We start from the raw sequence: 14,914 nt of genomic DNA, 5'->3' as shown, positions 1-14,914 counted from the left end.
CCGTCCCAGTGTGTAATTTTTACCCTCCCCATTTTCCAATTTAAAATTTAGAATCTACAATTTAAAATCATAAACAACCTCTTCTAACCCCCTCTACAAATCACCAATCTCCCCAATCGTAAATCAACAATCAAAAATCGTAAATCACACCATAATTTTCACCCTCCCCATTTTTCAATTTAAAATCTACAATCTACAATTTAAAATTCCAAATCTTCCCTTGAAGTCTTTTGTTTAAATTGTTTTCAGCATTTTATTTTTTTATTTATGAATAAAATTTAAATTTGCAGGGTCATTCGTTTTTATGAAGCAATTTATTGTATATGGTTTGTTGGTACTGATGTCCTTGCTCTTTTTTACTACGGAGAAGGCTGTATGTGAACGAAGCCGGAATCGTGGGAATAAGATTGCGACCGATCGTATTGATGCGAATGGATGTTATACAACTTCGGATTATCTTTTCGACAACGAATCCGGAGAGCCTGCCTCTAATTTAGATCATTTCACTTCTGATCAAAAATATTTTTTCATTTTGTCCGGAATACGGCCGATGGATAAAGGTAGTTGTGCCGATAAAGTTTCTGTTATCGGCAATATTTGTGACTTCGGTTTATCCCGACTGGGTATTTATTCTGTTTTCGGACTTCACCGGATAATTGTTTAGTGTATCCTTGTGTCCGGTTGTATCCGGGATTGTGATATTTTCTTGATTCGATATTTATTAGCGGATTTAAAGTTGTATTTATGAATTTTACGTTGTTAGTAGTCGTTTTGATTACAGCGATAGCATTGGTGGCTGTGGCTTTAGGCGTAGCCCGGCTGATTTCTCCCCGTTCTTTTAACGGACAAAAAGGAGAGGCCTATGAGTGTGGTATTCCGACGCGGGGAAAATCGTGGATGCAGTTTAAAGTGGGGTACTATTTGTTTGCTATTCTGTTTTTAATGTTTGATGTGGAAACGGTCTATTTGTTTCCCTGGGCGGTAATTGTCAAGGAGACGGGGATAGACGGTTTGTATTGTATTTTATTTTTTATGGCGGTGCTGATTTTAGGATTGGCTTATGCCTGGAAGAAAGGAGCGTTGGAATGGAAGTGACGGTAAAATCAATGAAATATGAAGATTTCAATGATAATGAATATCTGGAACAGCTTCGGGCGTCCGGGACGAATGTTGTCGTGGGACGTCTGGACGACCTTATCAATTGGGGACGTTCGAATTCGGTATGGCCGCTTACGTTTGCCACAAGCTGTTGTGGTATCGAATTTATGGCTGTGGGAGCGGCACGTTATGATTTTGCCCGTTTCGGGTTTGAGGTGACCCGGGCCAGTCCCCGTCAGGCAGATGTCATTATTGTAGCCGGAACGATTGTACATAAGATGGCTCCGGTGCTGAAGCGTTTGTACGATCAGATGGCCGAGCCGAAATACGTGATCGCTATGGGGGGATGTGCGATTTCCGGAGGGCCTTTCCGCAAGTCCTATCATGTGGTACAAGGCGTAAATACGATTCTGCCGGTGGATGTATATGTCCCCGGTTGTCCGCCGAGGCCGGAAGCCTTGTTGTACGGTATGATGCAGTTACAACGTAAAATCAAGGTACAGAAATTTATCGGAGGTGTAAACCGGAAAGAGAAAAAATAAGTGTTGATTTTGACCAATCATAACGGTTTATTTTATGGGAAAATCAGCGGTCCTTCTATTTAATATGAAACAAGGATGGGGAATTTGAAAGACTATATAATAAAATTGGTTCCGTTTGCCGAATGGGAAGAAGGGCAGGTGTTGACTGTCAAAGTGAATCCCGGCGATTTTCGGTTGTTAGCCGTGCATTTGCGGAATGATGAAGAGTTGCAGTTCGACTATTTGTTGTGTATGACGGGTATGGATTGGGGAGAAGAATTGGGTGTGGTATATCATTTCCGTTCGACGGTATACAATTGGGAATTGATGGTTAAAGTGGTTGCCGTAGGACGGGAGAACCCCGAATTATTAACGGTTTCCGATTTGTGGGCGACAGCGGTGCTGAATGAACGGGAAGTATTTGATTTTTTAGGTATTCGTTTTATCAACCATCCGGATATGCGTCGGTTGTTTTTGAGAAATGACTGGATCGGTTATCCGTTGCGTAAGGATTATAATTTAGCGGCTAACCCGGTCAATCTGGAAAGCGATGAGACATTGGACAAAACTCCGGTGCTGGAGATAACGGAGGAGGGAGTTGTAGAAGAGAAGGAAAATATAGTATTCGATAATAACGAATATGTGGTAAATATCGGTCCGCAGCATCCGGCTACCCATGGGGTATTGCGTTTCCGGGTATCGTTGGAAGGAGAAATTGTCAAAAAGGTAGATGTCAATTGCGGATATATTCACCGTGGTATAGAGAAGATGTGTGAAAATATGACTTATCCGCAGACTCTGGCTTTGACCGATCGTTTGGATTATTTATCGGCCCATCAGAACCGTCATGCTTTGTGTCGTTGTATAGAACAGGCGATGGGCGTGGAAGTACCGGAACGGGCGCAGTATATTCGGACGATTATGGATGAGTTGACCCGGGTGGCTTCGCACTTGTTGTTTTGGTCCACTTTCTGTATGGATTTGGGGGCTTTGACGGCTTTTTTCTATGGTTTCCGGGATCGGGAAAAGATTTTGAATCTGTTGGAAGAGACTTGTGGGGGACGGTTGATTATGAATTACAATGTAATCGGCGGTGTGATGGCAGATATACATCCCAATTTTGTACGGGGAGTGAAAGATTTTATGCGTTATCTGCCGCCGGCTATGAAAGAATACCATGAAATCTTTACCGGCAATGTGATTGCCCGGCAACGTATGAAAGGTATCGGCGTGTTATCAAGGGAACAGGCTGTTTCGTATGGAGTGACCGGACCGTCGGGAAGGGCTTCGGGATGGGCTTGTGATGTGAGGAAAATACATCCTTATGGCGTATATGACCGGGTGAATTTCGATGAAGTGATCCGGGAAGACGGAGATGTTTTCGGACGTTATATGGTACGTCTCGATGAGATTACGCAGTCGTTGCGGATATTGGAGCAGTTGATCGATAATATACCGGCAGGAGACTATGCCGTAAAAATGAAACCGATTGTCAAATTGCCGGAAGGAAGTTATTTTACAAGTGTTGAAGCCAGTCGGGGAGAATTCGGGGTGTTTATCGATAGTCGCGGGGATAAGTATCCTTACCGTTTGAAGTTCCGTTCTCCCGGTTTACCGTTGGTGTCGGTGGTGGATACTTTGGCGACGGGAAATAAAATTGCGGATTTGATAGCCATCGGCGGATCATTGGATTATGTGGTTCCCGATATTGATAGATAATCGGTTGGATTTTCGGTTTACAGGTGATGAGGAAACGTGTTGTGAAAAGGCCTGTAGGTTGAAAGCAGTAATTAAAAAATAAGTGTATGTTTGATTTTTCAGTTGTAACAGAGTGGGTAGACCGGATATTGCGCTCGCTGTTACCGGACGGATGGGTGATACCGGTTGAATTCCTGATTATCGGAATATGTATTCTGATCGGATATGCCGTGATTGCTTTGGTACTGATTTATGTGGAGCGTAAAGTATGTGCCTTTTTTCAATGTCGTCTCGGGCCGAATCGGGTAGGACCTTGTGGTTTGACCCAGAGTTTTGCCGATATGATTAAAATGTTGACCAAAGAGTTGATAACGATCAATCATGTCGATCGGTTCCTGTTTAATCTGGCTCCCTATATTGTTATTATAGCCTCTGTTATTGCTTTCAGTTGCCTGCCTTTTGCCAAAGGTGTGGAAATTATCGATTTTAATGTGGGGGCCTTTTTTGTCATGGCTGTGTCTTCGATGGGGATTGTCGGGATATTGCTGGCCGGTTGGTCGAGCAACAACAAGTATTCATTGATCGGGGCTATGCGTAGTGGGGCGCAGATGATCAGTTACGAATTGTCTATCGGAATGTCGGTATTGACGATTATTGTTTTTACGGATACGACCCAATTATCGGAGATCGTTTTGAATCAGGCAGACGGTTGGTTTATATTCAAAGGGCATATTCCGGCTTTTATTGCTTTTGTCATTTATCTGATTGCCGGTACGGCCGAGACGAACCGGGGGCCTTTCGATTTGCCGGAAGCCGACTCCGAGTTGACAGCCGGTTACCATACGGAGTATTCCGGTATGCATTTCGGTTTTTTCTATCTGGCCGAATATCTGAATATGTTTATCGTTGCCGGCATGGCTGCTACTCTTTTTCTCGGTGGATGGATGCCTTTGCATATTGCAGGTTGGGAAGGTTTTAACCGGGTGATGGATTATATTCCTTCGATATGTTGGTTTTTTGGAAAAACGGGTGTATTGATATTTATCATCATGTGGTTTAAATGGACCTTTCCCCGGTTGAGGATAGACCAGTTGCTGACATTGGAATGGAAATATCTGTTACCGATCAATCTGGTCAATATGTTTTTGATGGTGCTTGTCGTCGTGTTTGGATGGCATTGGTAAAATAAAGGTTTGTAAACTAAAATGAAAACGAATTATTATAACGGTTTATTCGGAGGAATCTGGTCTTTGCTGACAGGTATGAAGGTGACATTACGGGAGTTCTTTACTAAAAAGACAACCGAATGTTATCCGGAAAATCGTTCGGTATTGAAAATGTACGATCGTTTCCGGGGAGCTTTGGAGTTGATACATAACGACCGGAATGAGCACAAATGTGTGGCTTGTGGTATATGTGAAATGAATTGTCCGAACGGTACGATTCATATACATGCGGATATGGTTACGGATGAGGAGGGAAAGAAACGGAAAGTATTGCGTGTATATGAATATGATTTGGGAAGTTGTCTTTTTTGTCAGCTTTGTGTCGTGAATTGTCCTCATGGGGCTCTGCATTTTACAACGGAGTTCGAAAATGCTGTGTTTACCCGGGAAAAGCTGGTTCGCCGGCTGAATCACGAAGGTTCTGTTCTGCAGGTAACTCCTCGGGAAAAAATTTAAATGAAAAGATTATGGAAGTAGTTGTATTTTATATTCTGGCGGCAGTCATCATCGTTTTTTCGATATTGACAGTAACGACTCAGCGTATTTTAAGATCGGCCACCTATCTGTTGTTTGTATTGTTCGCTACGGCAGGAATTTATTTTGAGTTGAATTATTCCTTTTTGGGTGCAGTACAACTTACGATATATGCCGGGGGGATTATCGTATTGTACGTGTTTTCGATTTTATTGACGAGTCCTGACGGGGATAAGCTGGCCACACGCTTGCCGAAAGGAAAGTTGTTTGCCGGTTTGGTTGCTGCGGTGGCGGGTGCTGTGATCTGTATTTTTATTACGTTGAGTCACACTTTTCCGGAAACTCATTTTGTTCCGGGTGAGATTGATATGAAGAAAATAGGCTTTGCCTTGTTGGGCACGGAAAAATATCAGTATATGCTTCCTTTTGAGGCGATCAGCGTGTTGTTGCTGGCCTGTATGATCGGTGGGATTATGATCGCCCGGAAAAGAGGATAAATTAAAGTTGAGTAGTATGATACACATGGAGTATTATCTGGTGGTGAGTACCATCATGTTTTTTGCAGGAATATACGGTTTTTTTACACGTAGAAATCTGTTGGCGATATTGATTTCGATAGAGTTGATACTGAATTCTGTGGATATCAATTTTGCCGTATTCAACCGTTATTTATATGCCGGCCGGCCGGAGGGATTCTTTTTCACTTTGTTTGCCATCGGAATCTCGGCGGCGGAGACGGCTGTCGCTATTGCTATAATCATTAATATTTACCGGAATATACGGAATATTCAGGTCGGTAAATTGGATAAGATGAAGCACTGATTGAAGGTGGACGTGTAAGCGGTTTTGTTTTTTCGGTTAAAAGAGAAAAATATGGATTATACAATATTGATTTTGTTGGTACCGGTGCTTTTGTTTTTGATACTGGGACTATGCGGGCAACGGATGAAACCGTCGACGGCCGGATTACTGGGAACGACGGGATTGGCGGTTATTACAGCATTGGCTTATGCGACGGCCTGGCAGTATTTCGGTAGTGGACGGGTAGATGGGGTGTGGCAACCGCTGACGGTATTCAATGTCGAATGGCTGCATTTTACGGAGCATTTGCATATCGATCTGGGAATTTTACTGGATCCGATATCAGTGATGATGCTGGTGGTTATCACGACGGTATCTCTGATGGTGCATATCTATAGTTTGGGGTATATGAAGGGAGAACGGGGTTTTCAGCGTTATTACGCTTTCTTGTCCCTGTTCTCGTTTTCGATGCTTGGTCTGGTCGTGGCTACGAATATTTTTCAGATGTATATTTTCTGGGAATTGGTTGGTGTGTCTTCCTATTTACTGATCGGCTTTTATTACACTAAGCCTGCCGCCGTCGCTGCTTCTAAGAAAGCATTTATCGTTACCCGTTTTGCCGATCTCGGATTTCTGATCGGAATTTTACTGCTTTCCTTTTATTCCCAGACATTTAATTTTGCCGATTTGATGCAGGGTACCTCTTTGTCGTCGGCTGCCGGGGTTACTTTTATGGGTGGTTCGGTTGTCGCTTGGGCCTTGGCTCTGATATTTATCGGAGGTGCGGGAAAATCGGCTATGTTTCCCCTGCATATCTGGTTACCGGATGCCATGGAAGGTCCTACCCCGGTTTCTGCATTGATTCACGCCGCGACAATGGTGGTTGCCGGAGTGTATCTGGTAGCCCGTATGTTTCCTTTGTATGTAACGGAAGCACCCGGTGTTTTAGAGGGAATAGCCGTCGTCGGGGCGTTTACTTCGCTGTATGCTGCCGTAGTTGCCTGTGTACAGACGGATATCAAACGGGTACTTGCCTTTTCTACAATTTCACAGATCGGCTTTATGATGGTGGCTTTGGGGGTAAGTGGAATGGGCGGACATGCCGGTTTAGGATATATGGCCGGTATGTTTCATTTGTTTACCCATGCTATGTTCAAGGCTTTGCTTTTCCTTTGTGCCGGAGCTATCATACATACCATCGGTAGTAATGAAATGTCGGCAATGGGAGGGCTGCGCAAGTATATGCCGTGGACGCATATCACCTTTTTGTTTGCCTGTCTGGCTATTTCAGGTATTCCTCCGTTTTCCGGATTTTTCAGTAAAGACGAAATATTGGCCGCTGCGTTTATGTACAGCAGTTGGATGGGAATCTGGATGAGTGGTGTTGCCGGATTGACTGCTTTCTATATGTTTCGTTTGTACTACAATATATTTTGGGGTAAAGAAGCGGTACGCGAGCATACCCCTCATGAAGCACCTTTTTCGATGACGATACCGTTGATGTTTTTGGCTGTCGTTACCCTCTGTGCCGGATTTATTCCGTTCGGGAAATTTGTCAGCAGTAACGGAGCCGGGTATATTATACATTTGGATTGGAAAGTGGCTTTAGTCAGTGTGTTAATTGCCTGTATCGCTATCGGATTGGCCAGGAGGTTGTATTGCAAAGGAACATCTGCCATACCGGGACGGCTGGCAACGGATTTCGGTTGGTTTTACCGTGCCGCTACACACCGTTTTTATCTGGATGAAGTTTATCTGTTTATCACGAAACGGATTATTTTCGCCGGAGTTTCCAGGGGAATAGCTTGGTTTGACCGACATATCATAGACGGTACGATGAATCTGATGGCCTATGTTACGCAGCAGGTAGCTTTCAGTATACGGACTTTTCAGTCCGGACAAGTACAGCAGTATGCTTTTGTCTTTTTACTGGGTACCCTGATCATGGTACTTGTTTTGGTATTATAAGATTATTCATAAGAAAACAATAAAATAAAATACGATGAATTTTTTATCATTGTTTGTTGGGATACCGGTAGCCATGATGTTGGGGTTGCTGGTGGCTGCCAATCTGAAGCAGATCCGGACGGTTATGGCGACGGGGGCATCTTTGTTACTGGGGCTGGCTGTAACGACGGTTATTATGTATTTGGGAGAGCGGACAAACGGTAATACGGCTGAAATGTTGTTTCAGGCGGATATGGTTTGGTTTGCACCGTTGAATATTCATTATGCAGTGGGTGTCGACGGTATTTCGGTGGCGATGTTGTTGTTGTCGGCTATCATTGTGTTTACGGGGACTTTTGCTTCCTGGCGGATGAATATGCTGCAAAAAGAATATTTTATGTGGTTTTGTCTGCTGTCGACAGGCGTATTCGGCTTCTTTATATCCGTCGATTTGTTTACGATGTTTATGTTTTATGAAGTGGCATTGATCCCGATGTACTTGCTGATCGGCGTATGGGGAAGCGGACGGAAGGAATATGCAGCGATGAAACTGACGCTGATGTTAATGGGCGGGTCTGCCTTTTTGCTGGTCGGTATTTTAGGTATCTATTTCCACTCTGCACCGGCCGGTGGCACTTATACGATGAATTTACTGGAAATTGCGGGCTATCATATCCCGGAAGCTGCACAACGTTTGTTTTTTCCATTGACATTTGTCGGTTTCGGTGTTTTAGGGGCTTTGTTTCCCTTCCATACCTGGTCTCCTGACGGACATGCTTCGGCGCCTACGGCTGTGTCTATGTTACACGCGGGCGTATTGATGAAATTAGGCGGATACGGTTGTTTTCGGGTAGCAATTTATCTGATGCCGGAGGCTGCTAAAGAATTATCCTGGATATTTATTATTCTGACCGGTATCAGTGTGGTATACGGGGCTTATAGTGCAATTGTGCAGAAAGATCTGAAATACATCAATGCTTATTCGTCGGTGAGCCATTGCGGCTTGGTGTTGTTTGCTATACTGATGCTGAATCAGACAGCGATAACGGGGGCTGTATTGCAAATGTTATCGCATGGGTTGATGACAGCCTTGTTTTTTGCTTTGATCGGAATGATCTATTCCCGTACCCATACCCGTATGATTACGGAAATGGGGGGATTGATGCGGATTGTGCCGTTTCTGGGAGTATGTTATGTGATTGCGGGTTTGGCTTCTCTGGGGTTGCCCGGATTGAGCGGTTTTGTGGCGGAGATGACTGTTTTTGTAGGGTCTTTCGAACATGCAGATGTATTTCATCGGGTTATGACGATCATTGCTGCTACTTCTATCGTGATAACAGCAGTGTATATCTTGCGCGTGGTTGGAAAATTGTTGTATGGAAGCGTTGTAAATCCTGTTCATCTGACGCTGAAAGATGCTACCTGGGACGAGCGTTTTGCTGTGATATGTCTGATTATTGCAGTAGCCGGTATTGGACTGGCTCCTTTATGGATTTCGGATATGATAAACGGAAGTGTATTGCCGGTGATTGGAAAATTGGGATTATAGAATTGAGCTTATGAATTTCGCGAATTTGTTATATTTAAGGGAAGAGATATCACTGATTGTAGTGATGGTCGTTTTGTTGGTATTCGATTTGTTTGCTGCCGGCAAAGGAAGGAGTTATTTTCACCTGATAGCGTGTTTGCTGTTGGGAATACATATTGTCGTCAATGTCGTGCCCATGCCTGATGCCCGTGCTTTTGGCGGAATGTATATCAGTTCACCGATCATGTCGGTTATGAAGACGATTTTGAGTGTCGGGACATTGATTATTTTTATGCAGGCCCGGAATTGGCTGAATCGGGAAGATACGGTAATCAAACAGGGGGAATTTTATTTTTTGACGCTGACGACTCTGTTGGGAATGTATTTTATGATTTCTTCCGGGAATTTCCTGTTGTTTTTTATTGGATTGGAGACGGCTTCCGTACCGATGGCTGCTTTGGCCGCTTTTGATAAATACCGTCATAATTCGGCTGAAGCCGGAGCCAAGTACATTTTGTCGGCCGTGTTTGCTTCGGGTTTGATGTTGTATGGTATTTCCCTTTTATATGGAACTGCCGGTACAATGTATTTTGAAGATATTCCGGCCGGAATTACAGGCAGTCCGATACAGTTGATGGCTTTTGCATTCTTTTTTGTCGGGATGGGATTTAAGATTTCATTGGTCCCGTTCCATTTGTGGACAGCAGATGTTTATGAGGGGGCACCTACGGCTGTTACTTCCTATTTATCGGTTATTTCCAAAGGTTCTGCGGCTTTTGTATTAATGACGATTTTGATGAAGGTGTTTACACCGATTCTGGACCAATGGCAGATGTTATTGTACGGGATTATTATTCTGACGATAACGGTAGCCAATTTATTTGCCATACGTCAGCATAATTTAAAACGCTTTATGGCGTTTTCTTCCATTTCCCAGGCCGGTTACCTGATGCTCGGTGTAATCGGCGGAACGGCACAGGGAATGACTTCCCTGGTATTTTACATATTGGTGTATTTATTTTCAAACCTGGCTGTTTTCGGTGTAATCGCTATTATTGAGCAACGGAGCGGTAAGGTCCGGATGGATGATTATAACGGCTTGTATAAAACCAATCCCCGGTTGAGTATCATTATGATGCTGGCATTGTTTTCTTTGGCTGGTATTCCGCCTTTTGCCGGATTTTTCAGTAAGTTTTTCATTTTTATGTCGGCGGCCCGGGAAGGTTTTTATTTGCTGGTATTGTTGGCGTTAATCAATACGATCATATCCCTGTATTACTATTTGTTGATCGTAAAAGCAATGTTTATTAATCTGAACGAAAATCCTATAAATACGTTCCGTTCGGATAATTATACCCGGCTAAGCCTGGTGATTTGTACTGCCGGTATTTTATTGCTGGGCGTATTGAGTGTGGTATACGATCGTATTTATCTGTTGACTTCAGGGATGTAAGCTATTCCTCCCTCTTGTTGTGATGTGTTTGCCATCTCTTATACAAAGGTTTAATAAATAGCCAGGCTATCGACAACCCTTCGCGGGTCATATTCAGGTAATAAGGGAGATTGTCCGTTATATTTTGCCAAAAACCGGCTCTGTTTTCCTGAGAAGAGGCAGAGGATGTATTTTTCCGGCGGGGAAAAAACAGCCGGCTGAGTCCGGTCAGGATCAAACGTCCGGCATTGTCCCGGACGAGTTGCCAGCCTTCGTCCAGTTCCTGCTCCTCTTCCCGGAGTCTGCGCCGGAGCGAACGCTTATCTGCGATCAGTTGTTGCAGTGGTGTTATTTGTTGCGGTCGGTTGTTCATTGCCGGATAGGTCGTGTGTTTCGTCATTGTCTTCTTCTTCTTTTTCTTGTATGGCTCCGATAATCATGTTCATAATGCCGGTTTGAATCCTCTTTTTCATGCGGTAGGCGATAATAAACAACAGGAGGTAGATACACGCGACAATGAAAAAACCGATGTAGGTTCTGTTGAATAATTCTCCTAAGAAAAAAGCCAGTGTGAAAAAGAGAAACAATATGAGGAAAAGGGATAACAACATCAAAATAAGACTGTGTGAAAGGATTGCAATGATTTTTGCAATCCTTTCGTAAGCATCCAATTTAAAGAGTTCGACTTTCACTCCGATATAGGAGAGTAGCCGTTCTTTGAATTGATTCAGGATTTCTTCGGGTTCTTGTCTCATGCCTTGAGGTCGAAAAATAAAGATCAAATATCGAGTTAAGCCGGGTTGTTTAGACGCTGACTTTTGTCGTCAGCGGCGCCGGCTGCTTTATTGGCCTTTTCTGATACGTTTTTCCCGAATTCATTCATTTTTTCTTCAGCTCTTTCTGTAAATTCTTCGGCTCTTTCTTTTGCTCTGTGACTAAAATCTTTTACTTTATCACGGGCGTGTTCGAATTCCCTCTTGATCTTATCTTGATTTTTGATGATAAAATAAGTGGAACATGCTCCGATAAGGGCCCCAAAGATCATCCCTGCAATTAAATGTGAATTTTCGCTTTTCATGATATTGTTGTTTTTAAGTTATGTATCCTATCAACGATACTAAGGCGATAAAAGTTCAGGTTTTAATACTATTTTATATTTTACAATCTGTGGAGGTAGGTATTGCCGGGTAGACGGTAATAATTATTGTTTTGGAAGGGTTGAGGCCGGCGATATTTTTTCTTTTCAGAAGGAACAATGTGATAAAATTGCTTATTTTTGAAAAAAATACCAAACCGGATTTTAGAAAATCAGATGTAGGTGAATTGTAAATTTTAAGTTGCCCGGCAAATTGATTCGTTATCGGATTTTTTAATCTAAAATCGTAAGTCTACAATTTTAAATATTGTATTATGAAGATAAGTTTGAATGTTTATGTATCTGTTTTGTTCATATGGTTGTTGTATGGGTGTAATGCAGGAAAGACGGATTGGGATGGAAAGCGGATTGAACAACCGGATTTGAACGCCGATCCGGTTTTGATTGAGAGTGCAGCTCAATTGGCCTGGCTCGCTTCTCCGGAGGGCGATTTGCAAAAAAATTATTTGCTGACAACAGATATTGATTTAAATCCGGGGGTGAAGTTTGAACGGAATGGAACTTTTATGCCGGAGGATAAGGAGTTGAATGTCTGGATGCCTATCGGTTATGCAACAGGGAGGCCTTGGAAAGGCCGTTTTGATGGGGGAGGACACCGGATAGCCGGATTGTATAACGGAAACTTTCCGGAAGGCGGACTTTTCTATTGTATTGGTGCCCAGGATAGTTATGGAGAGGTAAAGAATCTGACGATAGAAAGCGGAGTGATAACCAAGAAAAGGGATTTGCATATCGGCACGTTTGGTGTGTATAACTTCGGGTTGATAGAAAACTGTGTGAATAAAGCGCGGGTGAACGGAAGTTATTTTGTGGGTGGGATATGCGGAGAAAACCGGGGAGAAATCCGGAATTGCCGGAATGAGGGATGGATATGGGGGCGGGAATCCGGGGCCGGTGGGATGTGCGGACGGAATTTCAATTTGATAAGAAACTGTGTTAATGATGCTATGATTTTTTGTTCCAATAATGCCGGTGGAATTTGTGGGGTGAATGAAGCTGTCATTACAGACTGCGACAATGACGGAAGGATAGAAGGATATGCGACAGTCGGCGGGATATGCGGGACGTCCACTTATTTGCTTGAAAATTGCATAAACCGGGATACCGTATTCGGAGAAAAAGCGGCTGTAGGAGGAATTTTTGGTTTTGGCGGTGGGAAAATGCTGCATTGCTCGAATGAAGGCGTGGTTGCCGGGAAAGGAATACAGGTAGGGGGTATACTGGGTACGAGCGGTAATAATAATGCTTATTTTATCGGTTGTTCGAACCGGGGACAAATATACGGAGATAAAATGGTCGGTGGTATATGCGGTGACGGCGGCACGATCTATATCGCTTGTTACAATACCGGAGATATTCAGGCAAACCGTTCGGTCGGCGGATTGTCCGGGGATTGTGTGAATGGGGTGTTCTATGCCTGTTACAGTGTCGGCGACGTTGTCGGCGGAGAATATGTTTACGGAATTGTGGGGCAGACGGGGGGCTTGGTTAGGGCAACTTATGTATTGGCGACGGGTGTGTACGGTTCGGATCAGGATATTGCAAGGCTACAGAACGGGCCGGCTGTTTTACTCGAGGATGTTTTTGAATGCAATGCACGTATCGATGAGATGAATGCTGCAATTGAAGAGTGGAATTTGGGAGAAACGGAAGCCATACAGGACCGGTTCCGCTATGCTTCCTCTTCTCCGCAAAAATGTGTATATCGTTATAAAAAAGATGAAGAATCCGGGAATTCGGGATTGCCTGTCGTATATAAACCGGATCTGGGGCAGTAATAAACTTTGTTATGTTGAGATATTCCGTATTGTTGGCGTTGTGCTTGTGTATGTATACCGGGATGGCACAAGATGTTTTCAGTTTTACACAGGGAAAACCCGAGCAAAAAAGATATTACGAAGAAATACCGTACGAAAAGGTGGGAGGGAAGATTATCGTAACGGTTGAAATCGGGGGAAAGCCAAGGCGTTTTATATGGGATACCGGAGCGACGGTGCTGCTGACGGAGAGTCTGGCTAAAGAGCTGGGATGTAAGGTAATTCAGAGTATGCCTTTGTATGATGCATATAATCAAGTGGATACGGCGAAAATTATCCGGGTGGATAAAATCAAGATCGGAGGTACGAGCTTTCATGGAGTTCCGGCCGGTATCCTATCGGATCATTCGATTTTTGCCGTATGTTTTGGGGTTGATGGTTTTATCGGAAGTAATATTTGTTGGAAATCGGTGGTTGAATTCCGGGATGATGAGCAGAAAATTATTCTGACGGACCGGCTGAAGCGGCTTGATATGCCTAAACAAAGAGGGATCAAAATGTTACACCGTAGCCAGCAAAGCAGTCCTATTATACCTGTAAAAGTGGCTGAAAATATGGTATTGGAATTATTATTCGATACCGGAGACGGGGGGTTTTTGCAGATTTCAGAACGGAACTACAACCAATTTATTGCTGCGGATTCAGGAGTGTTTCGAATAAAGGAAGTCGGCCACGGGAGCAATAGTGTGGGGTTGTGGGGAAATGCTCCGAAGATGGATAAACTATTGTTAGGGGTGCCTTATTTCGGTGTCGGTACATCGGTTTTCAAAAATGTATCTACGGAAACGATGAATAATGATAATTCCCGGATGGGACTTGGATTGTTGGATTACGGACGGGTTGTTATCGATTATTCCCGTTCCCGCTTTTATTTTATGCCTTTTACGGAAGGTGAAATCGAAGTCAAACCGGAGAAAATTTGGGAAGTTATGCCGACTTTTATGGGGGATAAATTGGTGATCGGTTTGATATGGGGAGATTTTAAAGAGGTCGCTATTGGAGATGAGATTTTAGAAGTAAACGGGATAAAAATAACAGAAAAAGATCCGTGCCAGTTGCTTATCGAGAGTCTCGTATCCGACGAGGATGCTGACCAGATGGATTTGTTGATCCGGACGGCTTCGGGAGAGGAGAAAACAGTCGTAATCCGGGCAATTTGAATATTAGATTTTAAATTGCAAAATGGGCATAAAGAAAATTACACACCGGGACGGAC

16 protein-coding genes are annotated in these 14,914 nt (G+C 43.5%); 13 read left to right on the top strand and 3 right to left on the bottom strand.

Annotated features, from left to right (window positions below):
• The first annotated feature begins 304 nt into the window (after positions 1-304).
• The 11 genes from DD657_RS08935 (at position 305) to DD657_RS08885 (ending at position 10,746) form a co-directional block, all read left to right on the top strand.
• On the top strand, positions 305-664 hold the full coding sequence (locus tag DD657_RS08935) for a hypothetical protein (protein WP_021986687.1): 360 nt from the start codon (positions 305-307) through the stop codon (positions 662-664).
• Positions 665-744: 80 nt separating this feature from the next.
• Complete coding sequence (locus tag DD657_RS08930) at positions 745-1,095, top strand: NADH-quinone oxidoreductase subunit A (protein WP_021986688.1); 351 nt, start codon at positions 745-747, stop codon at positions 1,093-1,095.
• A complete protein-coding gene (locus DD657_RS08925; protein ID WP_068688614.1) occupies positions 1,086-1,640 on the top strand; it encodes an NADH-quinone oxidoreductase subunit B in 555 nt (184 codons plus the stop codon). Before DD657_RS08930 ends, DD657_RS08925 begins: the two co-directional genes overlap by 10 nt.
• 75 nt (positions 1,641-1,715) lie before the next feature.
• On the top strand, positions 1,716-3,338 hold the full coding sequence (locus DD657_RS08920; RefSeq protein WP_021986690.1) for an NADH-quinone oxidoreductase subunit D: 1,623 nt from the start codon (positions 1,716-1,718) through the stop codon (positions 3,336-3,338).
• An 86-nt stretch (positions 3,339-3,424) separates the two neighbouring features.
• Positions 3,425-4,501, top strand: coding sequence for an NADH-quinone oxidoreductase subunit NuoH (nuoH, locus tag DD657_RS08915; RefSeq protein ID WP_021986691.1), 1,077 nt, complete (start codon positions 3,425-3,427; stop codon positions 4,499-4,501).
• A 21-nt stretch (positions 4,502-4,522) separates the two neighbouring features.
• Positions 4,523-4,999, top strand: coding sequence for a 4Fe-4S binding protein (locus DD657_RS08910; RefSeq protein ID WP_021986692.1), 477 nt, complete (start codon positions 4,523-4,525; stop codon positions 4,997-4,999).
• Positions 5,000-5,010: 11 nt separating this feature from the next.
• Positions 5,011-5,514: an NADH-quinone oxidoreductase subunit J family protein gene (locus DD657_RS08905; RefSeq protein WP_021986693.1), complete on the top strand. Its 504-nt coding sequence runs from the start codon at positions 5,011-5,013 to the stop codon at positions 5,512-5,514.
• A gap of 16 nt (positions 5,515-5,530) precedes the next feature.
• The gene (gene nuoK / locus DD657_RS08900) at positions 5,531-5,839 is read left to right on the top strand and encodes an NADH-quinone oxidoreductase subunit NuoK (RefSeq protein WP_021986694.1); all 309 of its coding nucleotides are present in this window, start codon (positions 5,531-5,533) and stop codon (positions 5,837-5,839) included.
• Between the two features lie 51 nt (positions 5,840-5,890).
• Positions 5,891-7,786 carry an NADH-quinone oxidoreductase subunit L gene (gene nuoL / locus DD657_RS08895; protein ID WP_287049615.1) on the top strand — a complete coding sequence of 632 codons (1,896 nt, stop codon included), beginning with the start codon at positions 5,891-5,893 and terminating at the stop codon, positions 7,784-7,786.
• 34 nt (positions 7,787-7,820) lie between these two features.
• Entirely contained in the window at positions 7,821-9,314 is a 1,494-nt protein-coding gene (locus DD657_RS08890; RefSeq protein WP_287049613.1) for a complex I subunit 4 family protein, read from the top strand.
• A 10-nt stretch (positions 9,315-9,324) separates the two neighbouring features.
• On the top strand, positions 9,325-10,746 hold the full coding sequence (locus DD657_RS08885; RefSeq protein WP_021986697.1) for an NADH-quinone oxidoreductase subunit N: 1,422 nt from the start codon (positions 9,325-9,327) through the stop codon (positions 10,744-10,746).
• 1 nt (position 10,747) lies between these two features.
• Here DD657_RS08885 and DD657_RS08880 read toward each other — a convergent pair whose 3' ends face one another.
• From DD657_RS08880 to DD657_RS08870, 3 genes are read right to left on the bottom strand one after another with little or no spacing between them, the layout of a single operon-like run.
• Positions 10,748-11,098, bottom strand: coding sequence for a hypothetical protein (locus tag DD657_RS08880; protein ID WP_068688621.1), 351 nt, complete (start codon positions 11,096-11,098; stop codon positions 10,748-10,750).
• Entirely contained in the window at positions 11,046-11,480 is a 435-nt protein-coding gene (locus tag DD657_RS08875; protein WP_068688622.1) for a phage holin family protein, read from the bottom strand. Before DD657_RS08875 ends, DD657_RS08880 begins: the two co-directional genes overlap by 53 nt.
• Before the next feature lie 35 nt (positions 11,481-11,515).
• Positions 11,516-11,803 carry a YtxH domain-containing protein gene (locus DD657_RS08870; RefSeq protein WP_021986700.1) on the bottom strand — a complete coding sequence of 96 codons (288 nt, stop codon included), beginning with the start codon at positions 11,801-11,803 and terminating at the stop codon, positions 11,516-11,518.
• Between the two features lie 332 nt (positions 11,804-12,135).
• Between DD657_RS08870 and DD657_RS08865 the strand changes: the two genes are divergently transcribed.
• Together DD657_RS08865 and DD657_RS08860 are read left to right on the top strand one after the other, a co-directional pair.
• A complete protein-coding gene (locus DD657_RS08865; protein ID WP_287049612.1) occupies positions 12,136-13,659 on the top strand; it encodes a hypothetical protein in 1,524 nt (507 codons plus the stop codon).
• 11 nt (positions 13,660-13,670) lie between these two features.
• Positions 13,671-14,858 (top strand): retropepsin-like aspartic protease, encoded by a 1,188-nt coding sequence (locus tag DD657_RS08860; protein WP_021986703.1) that lies wholly within the window; start codon positions 13,671-13,673, stop codon positions 14,856-14,858.
• Positions 14,859-14,914 lie beyond the last annotated feature (56 nt).

It is taken from the genome of Culturomica sp. (assembly GCF_003524185.1).
Classification (GTDB): Bacteria; Bacteroidota; Bacteroidia; order Bacteroidales; family Marinifilaceae; genus Culturomica; species Culturomica massiliensis.
The sequence above is the reverse complement of the archived record's forward strand: the minus strand, read 5'-3'. Positions and strand labels throughout refer to the sequence as shown.

Excerpts from the sequence above, each read along its gene's own strand:
- DD657_RS08865 (WP_287049612.1), top strand. The coding sequence starts at position 12,136 with ATGAAGATAAGTTTGAATGTTTATGTATCTGTTTTGTTCATATGGTTG.
- DD657_RS08935 (WP_021986687.1), top strand. The coding sequence starts at position 305 with ATGAAGCAATTTATTGTATATGGTTTGTTGGTACTGATGTCCTTGCTC.
- DD657_RS08870 (WP_021986700.1), bottom strand. The coding sequence starts at position 11,803 with ATGAAAAGCGAAAATTCACATTTAATTGCAGGGATGATCTTTGGGGCC.
- DD657_RS08880 (WP_068688621.1), bottom strand. The coding sequence starts at position 11,098 with ATGAACAACCGACCGCAACAAATAACACCACTGCAACAACTGATCGCA.
- nuoK (WP_021986694.1), top strand. The coding sequence starts at position 5,531 with ATGATACACATGGAGTATTATCTGGTGGTGAGTACCATCATGTTTTTT.
- DD657_RS08860 (WP_021986703.1), top strand. The coding sequence starts at position 13,671 with ATGTTGAGATATTCCGTATTGTTGGCGTTGTGCTTGTGTATGTATACC.
- DD657_RS08920 (WP_021986690.1), top strand. The coding sequence starts at position 1,716 with ATGGGGAATTTGAAAGACTATATAATAAAATTGGTTCCGTTTGCCGAA.
- DD657_RS08925 (WP_068688614.1), top strand. The coding sequence starts at position 1,086 with ATGGAAGTGACGGTAAAATCAATGAAATATGAAGATTTCAATGATAAT.
- DD657_RS08905 (WP_021986693.1), top strand. The coding sequence starts at position 5,011 with ATGGAAGTAGTTGTATTTTATATTCTGGCGGCAGTCATCATCGTTTTT.
- DD657_RS08890 (WP_287049613.1), top strand. The coding sequence starts at position 7,821 with ATGAATTTTTTATCATTGTTTGTTGGGATACCGGTAGCCATGATGTTG.
- DD657_RS08910 (WP_021986692.1), top strand. The coding sequence starts at position 4,523 with ATGAAAACGAATTATTATAACGGTTTATTCGGAGGAATCTGGTCTTTG.
- DD657_RS08875 (WP_068688622.1), bottom strand. The coding sequence starts at position 11,480 with ATGAGACAAGAACCCGAAGAAATCCTGAATCAATTCAAAGAACGGCTA.
- nuoH (WP_021986691.1), top strand. The coding sequence starts at position 3,425 with ATGTTTGATTTTTCAGTTGTAACAGAGTGGGTAGACCGGATATTGCGC.
- DD657_RS08930 (WP_021986688.1), top strand. The coding sequence starts at position 745 with ATGAATTTTACGTTGTTAGTAGTCGTTTTGATTACAGCGATAGCATTG.
- nuoL (WP_287049615.1), top strand. The coding sequence starts at position 5,891 with ATGGATTATACAATATTGATTTTGTTGGTACCGGTGCTTTTGTTTTTG.
- DD657_RS08885 (WP_021986697.1), top strand. The coding sequence starts at position 9,325 with ATGAATTTCGCGAATTTGTTATATTTAAGGGAAGAGATATCACTGATT.